Genomic DNA, 15955 nt, shown 5'->3' with positions numbered 1-15955 from the left:
TATTATGGGTATAGTTGAAGGACTACGTGTTCTTGTAACGGCTTCCACGAGAGGCCTTGGAAGGGGTGCTGCTGAAGCATTACTAGAGGAGGGTGCGAAAGTCGTTATAAATGGGAGAAGCCGGGATAATGTTGAGAAAACCCTTGGAGAACTGAAAAGTAGATTTGGTGATAGAGTTCACGGGGTTGCAGCTGATTTAACCGTTAGGGGGGATGTCTATAGGCTGGTGGATGAGGCTGTGAAGTTCCTCGGGGGCCTTGACTCAATAATCTACATAACCGGTCCTCCTAGACCTGGCACATTTCAGGAGATACGCGAAGATGAATGGGAGTATAATGCAAGACTCCTTGTCTTCAATGCGATATGGATTGTTAATGCTTCTCTCCCATACTTAAGGAAGTCAAGTAATCCCTCGATAATCTTTTCAACTAGTTTAGCAGTTAAGGAACCAATAGATAATCTGGCATTATCAAACGTCCTCAGGCTAAGTATCCATGGCTTGGTTAAAACACTCGCTAAAGAGCTCGGCCGTGAGGGAATAAGGGTTAATGCAGTGATGCCAGGCTACATCGAGACTGATAGAATAAGAAAACTGATCGAGGATAGAGCCAGGAGGGGGAACAAGTCATACGAGGAGGCATATAGGGAATTCGTCAGCGATATACCTTTAGGAAGGCTTGGCTCACCAATAGAGTACGGTAGAGTAATAGTGTTCCTAGCAAGCAGGTATGCTTCATACCTTAACGGTGTCTCAATACCGATCGATGGAGGACTCATGAAATCAATATTCTAAAATAAAGCCACGGGTTTCATAGATCTCCGGAGTTAACAAGGTATTCCAGCACGGGGTCAGCTATTTTATACTCGTTATTTGTTTTCACCACTAAGCCATACTTGACCAGTGTAGTTAAGAGCTCAGTAAACCTGGCATCAGTTATAGGGCCTGTCCTGTACATCAAATACACCTTTATCTGCTTCCATGTTCTCGCCCCTCTGGCTATTGCTTCAAGTATTCCCAGATATCTACCTCGTGAAGAGGCAATTATCCTTGTTACTTCATCTTTAATGAGCTTACTGCCTTCGGAGAAAACAGCCGTTAAAGCTTCACTGTGACTGAGGCGTCTAACACCTCTGTAGTACCCATAGAGGGTGAGCCATCCCGGGATACCATCCACTAGGTTAACGGCTTCCTCAAGCTCGCTTCTCTGGACTTGAAGACTTAGTTCGCTAAATCCTTTCTCAAGGAATTCAAGGCTTTTATCACGAGTATACCTTTCTAACACTATTTCATGTCTATACCTGCCATAGAGGGGGGACTCGGGGTTTTCAAGCTTTAGAAAGTCCTTTAACACTCCAACCTCGCTCCCTGTAACAACTATAGTAATATTCTCAAGGTTATCAATAGACCACGCTATTATTTCATCATATCTAACACCACCAGAAAACCTAAGATATTGGGCCTCATCGAATGCCAGTATGAATCTAGTGCCATTTTCAGCTGAGCACTCATCAAGACTCCTAAGCAATACGGTTACATCTGGCAGTCTCTTAGTAGGAATTACTTCTATGCTTATCCCAGAGACCTTAAATATCTTGATTCTTTTAATAAAATCAAGGAATATAGAAGATAGCTTCTTGGAAAGACGCATTTGCGAGGTGAGAAACTCGGCTATCTTAGAGTATAATGAGTATTTAGAGACACTACCGTAAACACCATGTATCTCCCTAACATCGATAATTAAGTATGGATATTTTGATTCACTGAGTGCGACACGAATAAAGCTGGTTTTACCTATTCTTCTCGGCCCGCTTACAATAATTAATCTTTCATTAAGGTGTAAGCTCTTATTAAACTCCTCTAGCTCCTTTTCACGTCCAAATAAGTCTTCTCTCTTGGATTTTGGATTGAGATCGAAGAGCATGCTTTCTCCCCCGATAGTTACTTCCTCCCCCGATAGTTATTTTTCTAATACTCATATTTCTATCCTGTTAAATAGAGTTGAGACCCTGAGTAACTGAAGTTAAGCTGGGTGAATTAAGCTTCCAGGGTTTTCCCCTCTTAATGCATCCAAGAGTTTTTCGGGTTCGCGGTAGCTTATTAGTTGAACCAGTATCTTGCTTCTAATCGCTAAATCCAGTGCCTTCTCATCTATTAACGCGTATTCTCCCGGTAGCTGTTTCTGTTCTAGTATTTTTTTGAGGAGGCTTGCATTTACTTCTCTCAGTGGTTTTGCATCAGGGTATTTAGCTGGATCTCTATCATATACGTATCCAACTGCTGAGAAATAGTAGAGTTTCTCAGCGCCAACCGCTTCAACCACCTCTATAGCTGTCGATGCTGTTGATTGCCCTGGGATTAATCCACCCATTGCGACAACTCTGTGTGAAGATAATGCCTCCAATACTTCCTCAAGGTTTACAGCCGGCTTTGGGTAGGCATAGGGCTGCAGTGAAGAGGTTATGAGTAGGCTGTTGAGTCTTGATACCCATATTCCTATTAAGTCAAGCCAGTAATTCGAGGAGATGCCTAGTGATCTAGCGTCAGAGATGTACTTTCTAGCTGTGTTACCGCCCCCCGTTATTACTATCAGTCTATATTCGCTCACCATACTCTTCAGTAGCTTTACGTATCTAGAGATCAGGATTGAACCCTCGTCGAATGCCTTACCCGTTATCTTTAGGACAAGCACATCTCTCATCTTCACCACCGTCTTTTTTAAACATGCCCTGATATTTTAATATCGTACCTTGGGAGGATAGTTGGGTTTGTGCGGAATAATAGGTTTATGCCTACACGATAAGAATACTTTAAGGCTAGGGGAGGCCATATACAGGGGTCTTCTTAGGCTTGAGTACCGTGGATACGACTCGGCAGGCATAGCTGTAATCAGTGATAACGGGCTCATTATTTTAAAGGGCAAGGGTAAACTGAACGAGCTTGAAGGCAAGTATTCTTTCACAAGCCTCGAAGGTATAACCGGGATAGGTCATACCAGGTGGGCCACACATGGTGCTCCAAACGATGTAAACGCGCATCCCCACACTGATTGCAACAACATGTTTGCGATAGTACATAATGGCGTCATAGAGAACTATATGGAGTTGAAAAAGATCCTTGCCTTAAAGGGGCATGTCTTCAAGAGTGAAACAGATACAGAGATAGTGGCACACCTGATTGAGGAATATTATAAGGAGACGGGGAGTGTTTACCAAGCCTTTAAGAAGGCTATATCATCACTGAGAGGTACATACGCGATCCTCCTGATTACACCACTTGAACCCCATAAGATATTCTACGCTAGAAAGGATAGTCCTCTGGTAATAGGGGTGGGCAACGGATACAATGCCGTGGCAAGCGATATACCAGCCCTGCTAGAGCACACGAGGAGAGTAATAGTCATAAGGGATGGATGGATCGGCTACATTACTCCATCAGAGATACATATCGAGGAACTAGATACGGGCCATATACTCGAGTCAAGCAGGTATATCAGGGTGGTTGAATGGGATCTAAAAGACGCCGAGAAGGAGGGATACCCATTCTTCATGATTAAAGAGATATATGAGCAGCCAAGGGCCCTTAGAAGCACTATCCATGGATTAGTAAATGATGTAATAATTGATGAAGCAGTTAAGCTACTAGCTGATGCCGACAAGGTATTTATAACTGGAGCTGGCACGAGTTACCATGCCTCAGAATACTTCGCGTTAACAACGATGAAGCTATCTGGGAAACCAGTTATACCCTTCATAGCTAGCGAGTATGAGGTATATGCTGGGGTAGTTGGTTCCAGCGACATACTCATAGCTGTCAGCCAGAGCGGGGAGACAATGGATACTATGAAGGCTGTGAGAGCCTTCAAGGCGAAGGGGTGCAGAATCATTAGCTTAACAAATGTAGTCGACTCAGCCATAGCTAGGGAAAGCGATATAGCTCTCTACACTAGGGCCGGGCCAGAGATAGGGGTAGCTGCCACCAAGACCTTCCTAACTCAAACCCTATTCCTCTCATGGATATCCATTCTATTAGCCGGTGAGACAGGTAGATTAAACAGTAATGAAGCAGCCAAGCTACTGGAGGAGCTGAGAAATGCACCTAGATATGTTGAGGAATCATTATCGATGAGTGGTGAAACCGTGAAGAAGCTAGCTGAGAAACTGGTCCCAGTTAAAAGCATGTACTACCTCAGCAGGGATATCGGGCTACCGGTTGCCAGAGAGGGAGCCCTCAAGATAAAGGAGATCGCATATATACATGCTGAAGCGTATCCAGCCGGCGAATCCAAGCATGGTCCCATAGCATTGGTAGAGCCTTCATTCCCAGTAGTATTCACAGTACCAAGTGATAGAAAGCTTGAGAAACTATTATTGGGGAACATAGAGGAGATGAAGGCTAGAGGCGGATTCGTAATCGGTGTTGCTCCACAGGGATTCAACTTAAATGAGAGAGCAGACATAGTGATAGAAGTCCCAAGGACGCATTGGATACTGACGTCTCTAACCCATACACCACCGCTTCAACTACTCGCATACTATGTCGCCACGATGAAGGGCCTTGACCCGGATAAGCCGAGAAACCTGGCTAAAACCGTTACAGTGGAATAGCTCTTAAGTCATCATCAATTCCTCAACGATCTCGATGACTTTACCCTCAAGCATTATCAATAGCCTTCAGCTTCTCTATGTTCTCTACCTCAGATGAATCTATTTCCCTAGTATTGAAGAACGCATCCACTATCTCCTTAGCCAGCTCCTCACTAGTTAACCTGGCACTTAACGCGAGGACATTGGCATCATTCCATCTCCTAGCTCCCTCAGCGTTCCTGGCATCTGTGACGAGTGCTGCCCTAACTCCCTTGATCTTATTGGCTGCTATTGATACACCTGTACCAGTGTAACATATAACAATGCCATAATCTACCTCGCCTCTAGCCACCATAGAGCCGACCTCAAAGCCTACATCGGGCCATGGATACGGCTTTCCCGTCGCGAGGGCGCCGACTAGTTTAACCTCGAATCCCTTCTTCCTCAGGTAGTCCACGATGAATCTTGCAACACTATATACGTCATCTGATCCAACCGCTATACGCATGGATTCATCCCTCCTAAAATAATTATTCAAACATAAAAATAAACCTAGGTGACCAGGTGTATTTTCACCTGGTCTCTCTCAAAACTCTTCTCGAAGGCTTCAACACCCCTTGTCAACGGATATTCTGAGGTAACTAGTTTATCGACAACCACTATTCTTTTCCTCAACAGGCTTATCGCTTTATCGAAGGGACCGCACCTGGACGTCGATAGCCTTAACTCCTTTACAACAGCCTTGGTCTGATCAAAGCTTACCGGGGAGCCATGGGTTGACTTCAACGCGACAACACCTCTCGGCCTAGCTACGTCAAGCGCTACTTCTAAACCGCTGGAGCTACCAGTGGCCTCAACGACGTAGTCAAACCCCTGTCCCTCTGGGGTATCCTTCTTAACTACTTCACTAAGCCCTTGGTAATCTACGACTAAATCTGCTCCAAGCTCCCTGGCTAGACGAGCCTTCGGAGAGCCGGGCCTCGAGACAGCTACCAGGAGCTCCGGCTCGAATAGTTTGAGCACTTGTATGGCGAGTAATCCAATTGCACCAACACCTATAACTGCAACTCTGCTTAATGGTTTAACCGGTTCCATCTCAATCATCTCGACCACTGCCGCAAGCGGCTCAATAAATGCCGCCTGAAGCGGTGTTAAGTCATCGACTACATGGATGAGATCCCGTCTTGTTACCATGTATTCTGCCATACCCCCGTTACGTGTTATCCCTATGGTCTCCCTGTAGGGGCAGTGAGTATACATTCCACTTCTACAATACCAGCACCTACCACAGTAGACATTTATCTCGGTTGTAACCCTGTGCCCTACGAGATCCCTTGAAACCCCCTCGCCAACATCGACAACTATACCTGAAACCTCGTGACCCGGGATAAGGGGCTTCTTGAGTAGCTTATATGTCCCAGAGTACATGGCCTTATCTGTTCCACAGATGCCGACCCTCTCAACTTTGATGAGGACCCATTCTGGAGCAGGTCTTGGTTCTTCAACTTCTTCAAGCCTCAGATCTCTTGCTCCGAGAAGTAGAAGAGCCTTCATACTGTATCCCCACACATGCTCTAACCTTCTTCCCGCCCTAAAGGGCGGGCTTTTAGTTGTAATGTATCTAAGAAACATATTTGTTTTCATAATTTTTATATATCATCGATATTTAAATTATCAATAAGGGGTGAACTGATGAGATCCCTGGCTATGAGAACCCTTGTATTAGTTATAATAGTAGTCATCATAGTGGCATCAATAGGGGTATACTACTATTATAACTATGCATCCCCCTCCACCACATCAACTAATAAACCTATCAAGGTTGCAATACTCTTTGATGTAGGTGGGAGAGGAGACCTAAGCTTCAACGATATGGCGTGGCTTGGTGCTGAGAAAGCCAGGAAGGACTTCAATATACAGGTTGAGTACACGACTCCACAAAGCCAGGCTAAGATGCAGGATCTATTGGAGTCATTATCGGCCAGCGGCGAATACGACTTAATAGTATTGGTAGGATTCCTATGGACATCCCCGTTGAACGCTACAGCTGATAAATACCCCAATCAGAAGTATGCTTTAATTGATTCATCCACGTTCATCAATAGACCCAACGAGGTCGACATCTTATTCTCCGAACAAGAAGCGGGGGCGCTAGTAGGTGTTTTAGCAGCTGACATGGCTTCTAAAATAGGGTGTAACAAGGTAGGTGCTGTAGCCGGTATGTCTATACCGCCTCTATGGAGATTCCACATAGGCTACTTATTCAGTGTTAAATACTATGAGATGAAAACAAATAAGACAATAGACTTTCTCTGGGAGTACACGGGTACATTCGGGGACACTCAGAAGGGATACCAGTATGCTACATCAATGCTACAGGAGAGAGCATGCGTACTCTATGGTTTAGCTGGCTTAACACATGTTGGAATGTTCGATGCTGTTCGAGACTGGAACAAGCAGGGTAAGGGGGTTGCATTAGCCATAGGCCAAGACGCCAGCCAGGAGTGGTATATGCCGAGATACATGCCTATAAGCGGTGCTAAAAGAGTTGATATAGCAGTATATGATGCCATTAAAATGGTTGCTGAAAACAAGTGGACACCCGGAATACATGTGTTAGGGTTGAAAGATAGTGGAGTAGGTATATGGGATCTCGATGGCGTTAAATACTTCGCAGAGATAGCTTACAACCAGAGCAAGCTGGAAACCGGGCTCACGCCGGATGATGTTGTAAGAATAGTTAATGAAACCAGAAACACCTATATTACGGAGACTGGTTGGAACATAATGAGTGAATTAGAGCAACTAATTATAAGTGGACAGATAGCATTCAAGAATCCCTCCACAGAGGAGGAATACACTCAAATAGTGAATGCCCTCAAGAATGGAGACTTAAATGCGGCTTTAAGCAGGGGAAGCATCTAGAGAAGAAGAAAACCTTTTTTATACATTCCTTCCTTTTCATCAATGAAACAGGAATAACATGTGAGCCTCTTTATGGGCGTCCAACTATGAAGACTATTGAGATGCACGGTATTAGAAAGATTTATCCTGACGGCGTAATAGCTTTACATGGAGTCGATTTCGAGGCTGAAGAGGGGGAGATACACGGGTTACTGGGGGAAAACGGGGCCGGTAAAACCACTTTAATGCGAATACTTTATGGCGAGATACGCCCAACAGAGGGGGAGATCAAGGTACTCGGTAGAAGAGTTAGATACAGGAGCCCAAGGGATGCTATTAAGCAGGGCATAGCAATGATATACCAACATTTCTCCCTTGTCCCAACGATGACGGTGCTGGATAACCTCTACCTTGCCTTAGCAACTATTAATCCACGTATTACTAGAAACGAGGTCGAAGCACGAGCCAAGAAGCTGATCGGTGAGACACGGTTAAAGATACCCCTTGACAAAGTAGTCGAGGAGCTCCCTGCCGGTGTCCAGCAGAGGGTCGAGATACTTAAAGCCCTCATAAGGGATGCACGTATACTTATACTCGACGAGCCCACAAGCGTGTTAACACCTCTTGAAGCGGAGGAATTATTTCAATCCTTGAAGAAGTTAAAGGAGAAGAGAATGACGATAATATTGATTACACATAAACTTAGAGAGGTCAAGGCTATAACCGATAGAGTAACAGTTCTCAGGAGAGGGATTAAAGTAGGGACGGTGAGGACTAGCGAGGTCACTGAGGCCCAGTTAGCTAGAATGATGGTTGCCAGGGATGTTGAACTAGTCTTGGAGAAGCCCCCTGGCATTCAGCCTGGTCGGGAAGTATTGAGGATAGAGTATCTATGGGTTAGAAACAGTGAAGGAGTGGATGTTTTGAAAGGCGTTAATCTATCGGTAAGGGAGGGGGAAATCATTGGAGTAGCTGGTGTTCAAGGCAACGGCCAGACAGAGCTGGCAGAGGCTATTGCTGGGTTAAGGAGGCCTTACCGGGGTAGGATAATCCTTGACTCGAAGGATATCACCATGCTTGACCCTATGAGTAGATACAAGCTGGGTATATCATATGTTCCTGAAAGCAGGAGGAACGGGTTAATCCATGAAATGAATCTCATCGAGAACTCGGTGTTAACGAGCACATATAGTTACATTGGGAGATATGGTTTCATAGATTGGGGTAGAGCCGTGGAAACCGCCCTTAAAATAATCAAGGAGTACGATATCAACCCTCCCAACCCCTATACTATGGTGAAGAATCTCAGCGGAGGAAATCAACAAAAGCTCCTGGTTGGCAGGGAGCTAGTGAAGAAGCCAAGGGTCCTCGTGGTTTCCGAGCCCACTCAAGGCGTGGATGTTGCCTCGACAGAGTTTATACGGAGAAAGCTATTGGAGCTTAAGACCAGGGGGGTTGGAATACTCTTGATATCCACGGACCTAGACGAAGTGATTCAGTTGAGCGATAGGATAATCGTGATGTACGAGGGTAGAGTAATTGGTGAGGGAAGAACAGAGGAATTTACCCTTGAGAAGCTAGGGCTTTTAATGGGTGGTATCAGTGCCTGAGGCCTCTAACTACATGAGGATAGTCAAGGTGATTATAGAGGAAGCCGTCTCACTCTTGGTGGGCTTCGCAGTAGCCGTAATCATATTGTTGTTCAGCGGGTATGAACCACTCTCTGTTATCAGTATCCTGTTCAGCGAGGGATTCAGGAATACAGAGGTATTAATGAAGCAAAGCATACCAGTGATCGCGACAGGGCTCGCGTTCTCTATACCCGCCTTAGCCGGGTTATTCAATATAGGAGGCGAGTCCCAGCTGTACATAGGTGCCTTTACAGGGCTTGTGTCAACATATATTATATATAACGCCACCGGCCAACCCGTGTTATCCTCCGTAACAGGCCTGGTATCAGGGACCTTGGCAGGGGGATTCTGGGGCTTTATAATAGGGTATTTGAGGGCGCGCAGGAGTGTTAACGAGGTTGTCGTCGCGATAATGATGAACTGGACCACTTACTATCTCGTGCTCTACTTAATTGTCTCGAGGTTCACTGACCCGATCTACTCCCATATGAGTGTCTTCGTGCCCGCATCCTCCAGGATACCCGATGTCCTCGGCTTCATAATGATTACCGGAGTGGCTGTACTGACATACATCGTGTTAAGGTATAGCTCGCTCGGCTACTCTATAAGGGTTGCCGGCTTGAATCCTAAGGCAGCTGTTTACGCCGGGTTCAACTTGGAGAAGATCTTCATAACAGCTATGTCTATTTCTGGAGCGATCGCTGGACTCGGGGGCGCGCTCTTCGTGCTCTCAGTCATATACTCGATTGATACGACGATGTCCGCTATCTATGGCCTCGGCTTCCTCGGTATAGGTATAGGCTTACTTGGAAGGAATAACCCCATCGGGGTGGTGTTAGCCGGGTTATTTATAAGTGGACTCCAATTCGGCGGGCAATGGGTTGAGCTACGTACTGGGGCACCTCCCTACTTAACCGATGTAGTCATAGGTATCATAGTTATTGCTTTATCAGCTACCTACACCTACGAGCTACTGGTATCCAAGTTGAGGAGGGGATAGAATGATAGATTTCCTTATAGCCTTAATCGAGAACACGCTGTATTCAGCTACAGTAGTGTTACTCGGAGCGCTTGGAGCCATAATCAATGAGAAAAGCGGTGTGGTGAATATAGGTGTTGAGGGCGTCTTCATACTATCGGCTTTCTCCACAGTATACTTCACCCTGGCCTCAGGGAACCTGGCTATAGGTATCCTCCTAGCCCTGGCGGTGAGCGGGTTAGCGGGCTTAATTCATGGCTTGATCTCCATATACCTCAGAGGGGACCAGGTGATTATAGGCGTAGGCTTCAACATGGTTGCAGCCGGGTTAACAATAGTAATGATGGTGACGACATGGGGGGACTACTCCCAGACCCCTCAGATACAGAAGCTGCAAGGATTGCAGTTTACCATAGGCGGGAAAGTCTTCATCATCCCATTATTCTCCATAGCAGCAATCCTCGTCGGGCTCGCCGAGTGGTTTATCCTCGAGAAGACGAAATACGGGCTCGTCCTGAAGGCATGTGGCGACGAGCCACGCGCAGCAGAGGCAATGGGAATCAACGTCTTCAGGACTAGACTCCTAGCAACTGTTCTCGGGGCGGTTGTGATGGGTTTAGGCGGCGTCTTCCTTTCAGCCGAGTGGTTCGGGAACTATACTAAGGCGACGACAGCTGGGAGAGGCTTCATAGCATTGGCTAATGAGGCATTCAGTAACTGGAATCCCGCGATGGCCATTGCCGGTGCACTGCTCTTCGGGTTCTTCGAGGCATTATCGATAAGTCTACCGATACAGCTTCAATCCGTGCTGGGCAGGCAGTTCACTGCTGAAACATATCTCTTCAAGATGATGCCTTATGTTGCGACTATTATTGTGATAACTATGGTAATGAAGAAAATCAGGATGCCGAGGGCCCTGGGTAAGCCATACATAAAGGAGTAACAGTGGCATATTACAAGATAATTGGTAAAATCCCTGCTTATTGATTAAGTAGTCTCCATCAATAGATCCGATTCATAGTTTCATATTGATTTTTACATCTATATTCAATTGATTAATTTATAGTCATGTACTTGATTACTTAGTTTTAATCATTATTCAATATCAACTATTTTACATATCTCTATCAATAATCATGAAACATCATTAACAATTTATGATTTAGAAGCAATTACCCATAATAATATAATCTACTCATGAATCATTATATCATGTATTATCCATGTATGACTCATTTACAACGGTATTACCCTTGAAAAGTGATCTAGGAAGATAATCTTTGATGCACTTATATCCCATGGGAGTCCCTTGGCTAGATCACTTTTCAAGGGTAATACCTTACTAAAACAGTATTCGTGTTTCAATTCTTGATACACTATACAAAGTTGATTATCTAGGATTATAATTATATTATTATAATACATGAACTATATTATTATACATAATCATGATGGTATTACCTATTGAAGCCGATCAAGACAGGGCCCTGTTGTTTGATATAGGTGTTCGAGTAGACGGGGGAGTTGACCGGGTTTCATGGGTATTATCGAGCCTATCCCTGTATTCATGTACAATGTTGTTTAACTCTGATACATATTCATGTACACTTATCCTCAGTGCCATGATGCCCCGGGAACCATGCAGCATCTAATAGATACTCGTCCATGAGGGGCGATCGCCTTCATACCATGGTTGGATCACTGGTTAACTTGACACTCTTCCAGTTAATAAGCGATTAACTACCCCCATTGATCAATACATGATTAACCGATCCCTGCATACTTAGACATGCCATGTACATGGTTTACAAATATAGCACAGTAATCAAGGAACTAGGGGATCGGCATGGAGACCAGTATATATTCTTGAGGGTAGATCTATATAGTGCAACATGGTGGTAGGCTTGATAACCGAGCAGGAGGCATTAAAGAAAGCCGTTGAAACCACCGCATCACTAATGCTCGCATCAGCTAAGACAGCGCCTAAGGCACGGGGCATAGACAACATAGTATCAGCCATTATAACCGAGAAATAGGAGTTAGAGACGCTGGCAGAGTACATGAAGAAGCTCGCAGAAAAGTACGGTGCGTTCTTCGAGAGAGACGCTGAGAACGTGTTGAATAGCAACGCGGTAGTACTAATAGGCTGTAAAATAGCGAGGCTCAACCTAGCTAAGCCGGAGAAATGGGTGCTCGACGCAGACACCGTTAACTCAATAGTAAACCTGGGCATAACACTAGGTTCAGCAGTCAAGACTGCATCAATGCTAAACATAGACAATAGGATAATGTACTCTATAGGCGTGGCGGCTCAGGAGCTGGGATTAATAGACGCTGACATCGTATACGGGATACCATTATCAGTTAAAGGCAAGAACATATACTTCGACAGGAAATTCCCCAAGTAACCCAGTGAACCCTGGAGACTTGTTTTCAACATACCTAAACCACACAATATGATCTCACTTATACTGGGTGAAATATTACTTAGTTGATTCAAAAACACCCGGGAACCGGTTCCAAAATATATAGATACCAAGTAACCAATAAATTTCAAAAAGTGGTAAAAGTGATATGCGCCAAGATACTTCCACAAGGTGAAACCCTATGTATAGATGCTGAGGAAGCCCGGGTAGCAGACCTGGTGGAATCAGCCAGGGACAAGCTTACAGGAAACAACATCATAGTACTAGTAGATGACAGGCTCGTAGAGGACTACACTATGAAGATAACAAGTGGAAACCGTGTCCTAATAATAGAGGAATTCCTCGGTGGCTAACCAATTACCAAATCCTAAAAGATAGTCTCCAGATACAGCATCACCAGCCAACCTCTCCCTGTCCTGAAGGATAAGGTCCACCGGTGAGGTGAGCTCTTAGTGACGAGCTTTATAATAGGTGGATCAACGATGTTCGTTATTGGCTCATCTATACCTCCACACTCATCCACAAACATGCATACGTAGCCTGTCAATATTGAATGCGAATAAATCGCTTGAAACCCCCGCTTCTTTAAGGGACATAAACCGGCTTACTGGTTGCTCGTCTCTGAAAGTTCTCTACGATGGTGTCCAGAAATTACTCAATCATCGAGGATGATATCATAGGTGGCGATGGAAGCGTTTTCACATATTTGAAGCTGTATAACCGTGTTAAGATTTAAGAGAGTAGTAAGGATAATAGTAGCTAGGGGAGAGGACCACCTTATGAGAATCACAGTGATCACGCTGGGGAGGGCGAGCGATTACACTGGTAGAAGCATAGTGGAGCTAGAGCTCCCCGAGGGAGCCATGCTAAGGGATGCCATTAGGGTTCTCAGCGAGAAAACCAACCCATTGCTCTACGAGAGATATATTGATGGACACTACATATTTGTAACACTCGTAAACGATAAGCCAGTTCTATCCCCAGATACTCCTTTGAAAGACGGCGATAGGATAGCGCTGGTTACTCCCGAGATGGGTGGTTGACTCCGGGTTCGCCACAGTATTTTTCTATTTCTTCACTATTCTCATACTTCACTTCAACAAGGTCTATCGAAGGGGTTTTCGCATTGAACAATAGTATTTTACCGGCTAATGGAGAACCGTAGCCCAGTATGAGCTTAAATACTTCGTTTACCTCCAGTAATCCAAGCAAGCCCGGTATATGAGCCATGACTATGATCCTTCCCCTCTCGCCTCCTCCAACACTGCGGAACAAGTATCTAAGACAGGGGGTTTTACCAGGTATCACAACTGTTAATTGTCCATAATACTCTCCAACCCCAGCGTGAACAAGTGGTTTTCCATACCTCCAGGCAGACTCGTCAAGCAGGAATCGTGTCTCCCAGTTATCTAGGGCATCGACAACTATATCCACGCTGGGGACTAGTTTATCCAGGAGTTCCCTACTTATAGTCGCCTGTATAGGTTCCAGCGTCACACCTGGATTCAGCTTCCCCAGCTTCTCATATGAAGCCAGCACCTTTGGTCTCCCTATGTCCTCTGTATTGTATAGTATCTGCCTCTGGAGATTACTCAGCTCCACCAGCCCGTCATCGATAAACACTATCCTCCCGACCCCAGCTGCTGTTAAATAATAGAGTATCGTGGATGCGAGGCCGCCGGCACCAGCGACCAGGATGCTCGTCTTCTTAAGCTTCAACTGCCCTTCCACGCCTATTATTGGCAACTGCCTACTATACCTCTCATACTCTACACTGCTTAGACTCATCCCTACCCACCTGATTTAACCAGGTATACAACTACCTCGTCTCCATCCCTGATGATGTCGTCCTCTGTTAGAGGGATTCCCTCCCTTAGCACTATATGCTCTGATTTAGAGAGCCCCAGCCTTCTAAGTAGCTCTGAAACACTTATCTCTCCGACATCAAGTATTCTAGGTGCTTGCTCACCGGTCACCTTCACCTTGATCACATGGCTCACCAATATCTCTGATCCAAGCCGGTCTTATATAGAATTTCACGACTCCATCATGGTAATCCCTAATCACCTTCCTAGCTGCTTCCTCGATTAAGGGCTCCCTGGTAGTTTTATAGAACCACCCGTGCCTTACAGCTATCTCCTCAAGGATCCTCAAGGGATCCCTTTCACTAACACCATAAGCCTCCATGAACGCGTTGGGGTGGTAGGTCATTATCCTCTCGATGAGCTTCATAGCTGGGAGAACTGGGTCCTCGAGCTTCTCTATTGGATAACCCCTTATCACCCTTTCAAGTTCCCCTCCTTCGACAGGTATCACTCCAGGCGAGTCGACCAGCAGTATATCCTTGTCTACACGGTATAATTGGAAATGCCTCGTGTACCCTGGGCTTCCCGGGTACGGGCTTGTCGGGGCTGAATGCCTCCCCTTCAACCCGTTTATTATGGATGACTTACCGACCTTGGGATACCCTGTTACAGCCACTATCGTCGGCAGCGAGGGGGCTACTCTACGTATAGTCCTCCTGAGCCTGAGGGTACCCATGTGTCTGGCGGCAGCCATGTAGACCGTTGTATATCCTTTCTCCATGAAGTACTTCTTCCACTCCTCTACCACGTTCCTGGGAACCAGGTCAGACTTGTTTAACACCAGGATAAGCTTCTTCCCTCTTTCCCTAACAATGGATTCAAGCCTCTTACTGAACGTGCCTAAGGGATCCCTTGCATCCAGCACCATTAAGACGACGTCTACCCTGGAGATCATTCTATCTAGCTGGCTCCACGACGCTAGTATGAATCCCCCCCTACTCATAGCTCTCAAACCTCGATAACTCCTCGGCTGAGAGTACTGAGAGCCAGTCTATTCTGATGCCTGGGGGGATAACAGTCTTATTGCTTAGTATATCGGCTACGAGCCCTGCTACCTCGCCTGGTGTAGTGTTAGATGTATCGATCTCATATATTTTTTCCTCACCGAACACTGTTAACGCATTATATGATACGACACCAAGTATCTCGGCCATCACGTTCTCATTGATCTTCCTCCTATCCCACCCCCTCGACTCAAGCCTCTTCTCCAGTACCAGGGGATGTGTTCTCAGCACGAATACTTTTTCAACTACACTGGGATCCAGGATCTCAGGGTAATGGGTGCTAACTATGATATAGCCTTCACTATTCCCAGCAAGCATTGACACCTCACGCGACAAAGCATCCTCATCTATCACATAGCTACCCCTCTCATCGTCGAAACCAGTAACTAGCCCTCTCTCCAAGGCATACCTTCCAAGCTCGATTAGCTGAAACCCCGTCAGGGAGGCCAGCTCCCTTGATACACTGGTCTTCCCTGTACCAGGTACCCCAGCTACCACTATTATCTTACCCATTTAAACACCCCTGGTTTATTAGCGAAGTCGCCCTTATTATAACACGAAC

16 protein-coding genes and 1 pseudogene are annotated in these 15955 nt (G+C 45.6%); 9 read left to right on the top strand and 8 right to left on the bottom strand.

What is annotated here, in order from left to right:
• Positions 1 to 4 precede the first annotated feature (4 nt).
• The gene (locus tag SPHMEL_RS00790) at positions 5 to 793 is read left to right on the top strand and encodes an SDR family oxidoreductase (protein WP_042666821.1); all 789 of its coding nucleotides are present in this window, start codon (positions 5 to 7) and stop codon (positions 791 to 793) included.
• 16 nt (positions 794 to 809) lie between these two features.
• Here the strand turns inward: SPHMEL_RS00790 and SPHMEL_RS00785 are convergent, their stop codons facing one another.
• Positions 810 to 1922, bottom strand: a complete 1113-nt coding sequence (locus SPHMEL_RS00785) for an AAA family ATPase (RefSeq protein WP_042666820.1) — start codon at positions 1920 to 1922, stop codon at positions 810 to 812.
• Between the two features lie 99 nt (positions 1923 to 2021).
• Positions 2022 to 2699: a UMP kinase gene (gene pyrH, locus SPHMEL_RS00780; protein WP_042666819.1), complete on the bottom strand. Its 678-nt coding sequence runs from the start codon at positions 2697 to 2699 to the stop codon at positions 2022 to 2024.
• Positions 2700 to 2766: 67 nt separating this feature from the next.
• Between pyrH and glmS the strand changes: the two genes are divergently transcribed.
• The gene (gene glmS / locus SPHMEL_RS00775) at positions 2767 to 4605 is read left to right on the top strand and encodes a glutamine--fructose-6-phosphate transaminase (isomerizing) (protein WP_042667883.1); all 1839 of its coding nucleotides are present in this window, start codon (positions 2767 to 2769) and stop codon (positions 4603 to 4605) included.
• Between the two features lie 46 nt (positions 4606 to 4651).
• Here glmS and SPHMEL_RS00770 read toward each other — a convergent pair whose 3' ends face one another.
• On the bottom strand, positions 4652 to 5092 hold the full coding sequence (locus tag SPHMEL_RS00770) for an RpiB/LacA/LacB family sugar-phosphate isomerase (RefSeq protein ID WP_042666818.1): 441 nt from the start codon (positions 5090 to 5092) through the stop codon (positions 4652 to 4654).
• 44 nt (positions 5093 to 5136) lie between these two features.
• Entirely contained in the window at positions 5137 to 6138 is a 1002-nt protein-coding gene (locus tag SPHMEL_RS00765; RefSeq protein ID WP_042666817.1) for an MDR/zinc-dependent alcohol dehydrogenase-like family protein, read from the bottom strand.
• Between the two features lie 138 nt (positions 6139 to 6276).
• Between SPHMEL_RS00765 and SPHMEL_RS00760 the strand changes: the two genes are divergently transcribed.
• The 7 genes and pseudogenes from SPHMEL_RS00760 to SPHMEL_RS00725 all read left to right on the top strand — a co-directional run bounded on the left by SPHMEL_RS00760 (position 6277) and on the right by SPHMEL_RS00725 (position 13567).
• The gene (locus tag SPHMEL_RS00760) at positions 6277 to 7509 is read left to right on the top strand and encodes a BMP family lipoprotein (protein WP_042666816.1); all 1233 of its coding nucleotides are present in this window, start codon (positions 6277 to 6279) and stop codon (positions 7507 to 7509) included.
• Between the two features lie 86 nt (positions 7510 to 7595).
• Positions 7596 to 9098, top strand: a complete 1503-nt coding sequence (locus tag SPHMEL_RS00755) for an ABC transporter ATP-binding protein (RefSeq protein WP_042666815.1) — start codon at positions 7596 to 7598, stop codon at positions 9096 to 9098.
• Positions 9091 to 10119: an ABC transporter permease gene (locus SPHMEL_RS00750; RefSeq protein WP_042666814.1), complete on the top strand. Its 1029-nt coding sequence runs from the start codon at positions 9091 to 9093 to the stop codon at positions 10117 to 10119. Before SPHMEL_RS00755 ends, SPHMEL_RS00750 begins: the two co-directional genes overlap by 8 nt.
• A 1-nt stretch (position 10120) precedes the next feature.
• On the top strand, positions 10121 to 11041 hold the full coding sequence (locus tag SPHMEL_RS00745) for an ABC transporter permease (protein ID WP_042666813.1): 921 nt from the start codon (positions 10121 to 10123) through the stop codon (positions 11039 to 11041).
• A gap of 949 nt (positions 11042 to 11990) precedes the next feature.
• A pseudogene (locus SPHMEL_RS00740) lies at positions 11991 to 12506 on the top strand (ferredoxin domain-containing protein).
• 161 nt (positions 12507 to 12667) lie between these two features.
• A complete protein-coding gene (locus SPHMEL_RS00735) occupies positions 12668 to 12877 on the top strand; it encodes a hypothetical protein (RefSeq protein ID WP_232216695.1) in 210 nt (69 codons plus the stop codon).
• Between the two features lie 369 nt (positions 12878 to 13246).
• A complete protein-coding gene (locus tag SPHMEL_RS00725) occupies positions 13247 to 13567 on the top strand; it encodes a MoaD/ThiS family protein (RefSeq protein ID WP_232216694.1) in 321 nt (106 codons plus the stop codon).
• Here the strand turns inward: SPHMEL_RS00725 and SPHMEL_RS00720 are convergent.
• Genes SPHMEL_RS00720 through SPHMEL_RS00705 form a run of 4 tightly spaced genes read right to left on the bottom strand, consistent with a single transcriptional unit; the run spans position 13545 to position 15906 of the window.
• Positions 13545 to 14312, bottom strand: coding sequence for a HesA/MoeB/ThiF family protein (locus SPHMEL_RS00720; protein ID WP_042666811.1), 768 nt, complete (start codon positions 14310 to 14312; stop codon positions 13545 to 13547). The two genes, SPHMEL_RS00725 and SPHMEL_RS00720, sit on opposite strands and share 23 nt — an antisense overlap.
• 2 nt (positions 14313 to 14314) lie before the next feature.
• Complete coding sequence (locus SPHMEL_RS00715) at positions 14315 to 14515, bottom strand: ubiquitin family protein (RefSeq protein ID WP_232216693.1); 201 nt, start codon at positions 14513 to 14515, stop codon at positions 14315 to 14317.
• On the bottom strand, positions 14490 to 15332 hold the full coding sequence (locus tag SPHMEL_RS00710) for a GTPase (RefSeq protein ID WP_012609052.1): 843 nt from the start codon (positions 15330 to 15332) through the stop codon (positions 14490 to 14492). The genes SPHMEL_RS00715 and SPHMEL_RS00710 overlap by 26 nt, the downstream gene beginning before the upstream one ends.
• Entirely contained in the window at positions 15325 to 15906 is a 582-nt protein-coding gene (locus SPHMEL_RS00705) for an adenylate kinase family protein (protein WP_042666809.1), read from the bottom strand. The genes SPHMEL_RS00710 and SPHMEL_RS00705 overlap by 8 nt, the downstream gene beginning before the upstream one ends.
• Between the last annotated feature and the right edge of the window lie 49 nt (positions 15907 to 15955).

Source organism: Desulfurococcus amylolyticus Z-533 (genome assembly GCF_000513855.1).
Lineage (GTDB): Archaea > Thermoproteota > Thermoprotei_A > Sulfolobales > Desulfurococcaceae > Desulfurococcus > Desulfurococcus amylolyticus.
The sequence above is the reverse complement of the archived record's forward strand: the minus strand, read 5'-3'. Positions and strand labels throughout refer to the sequence as shown.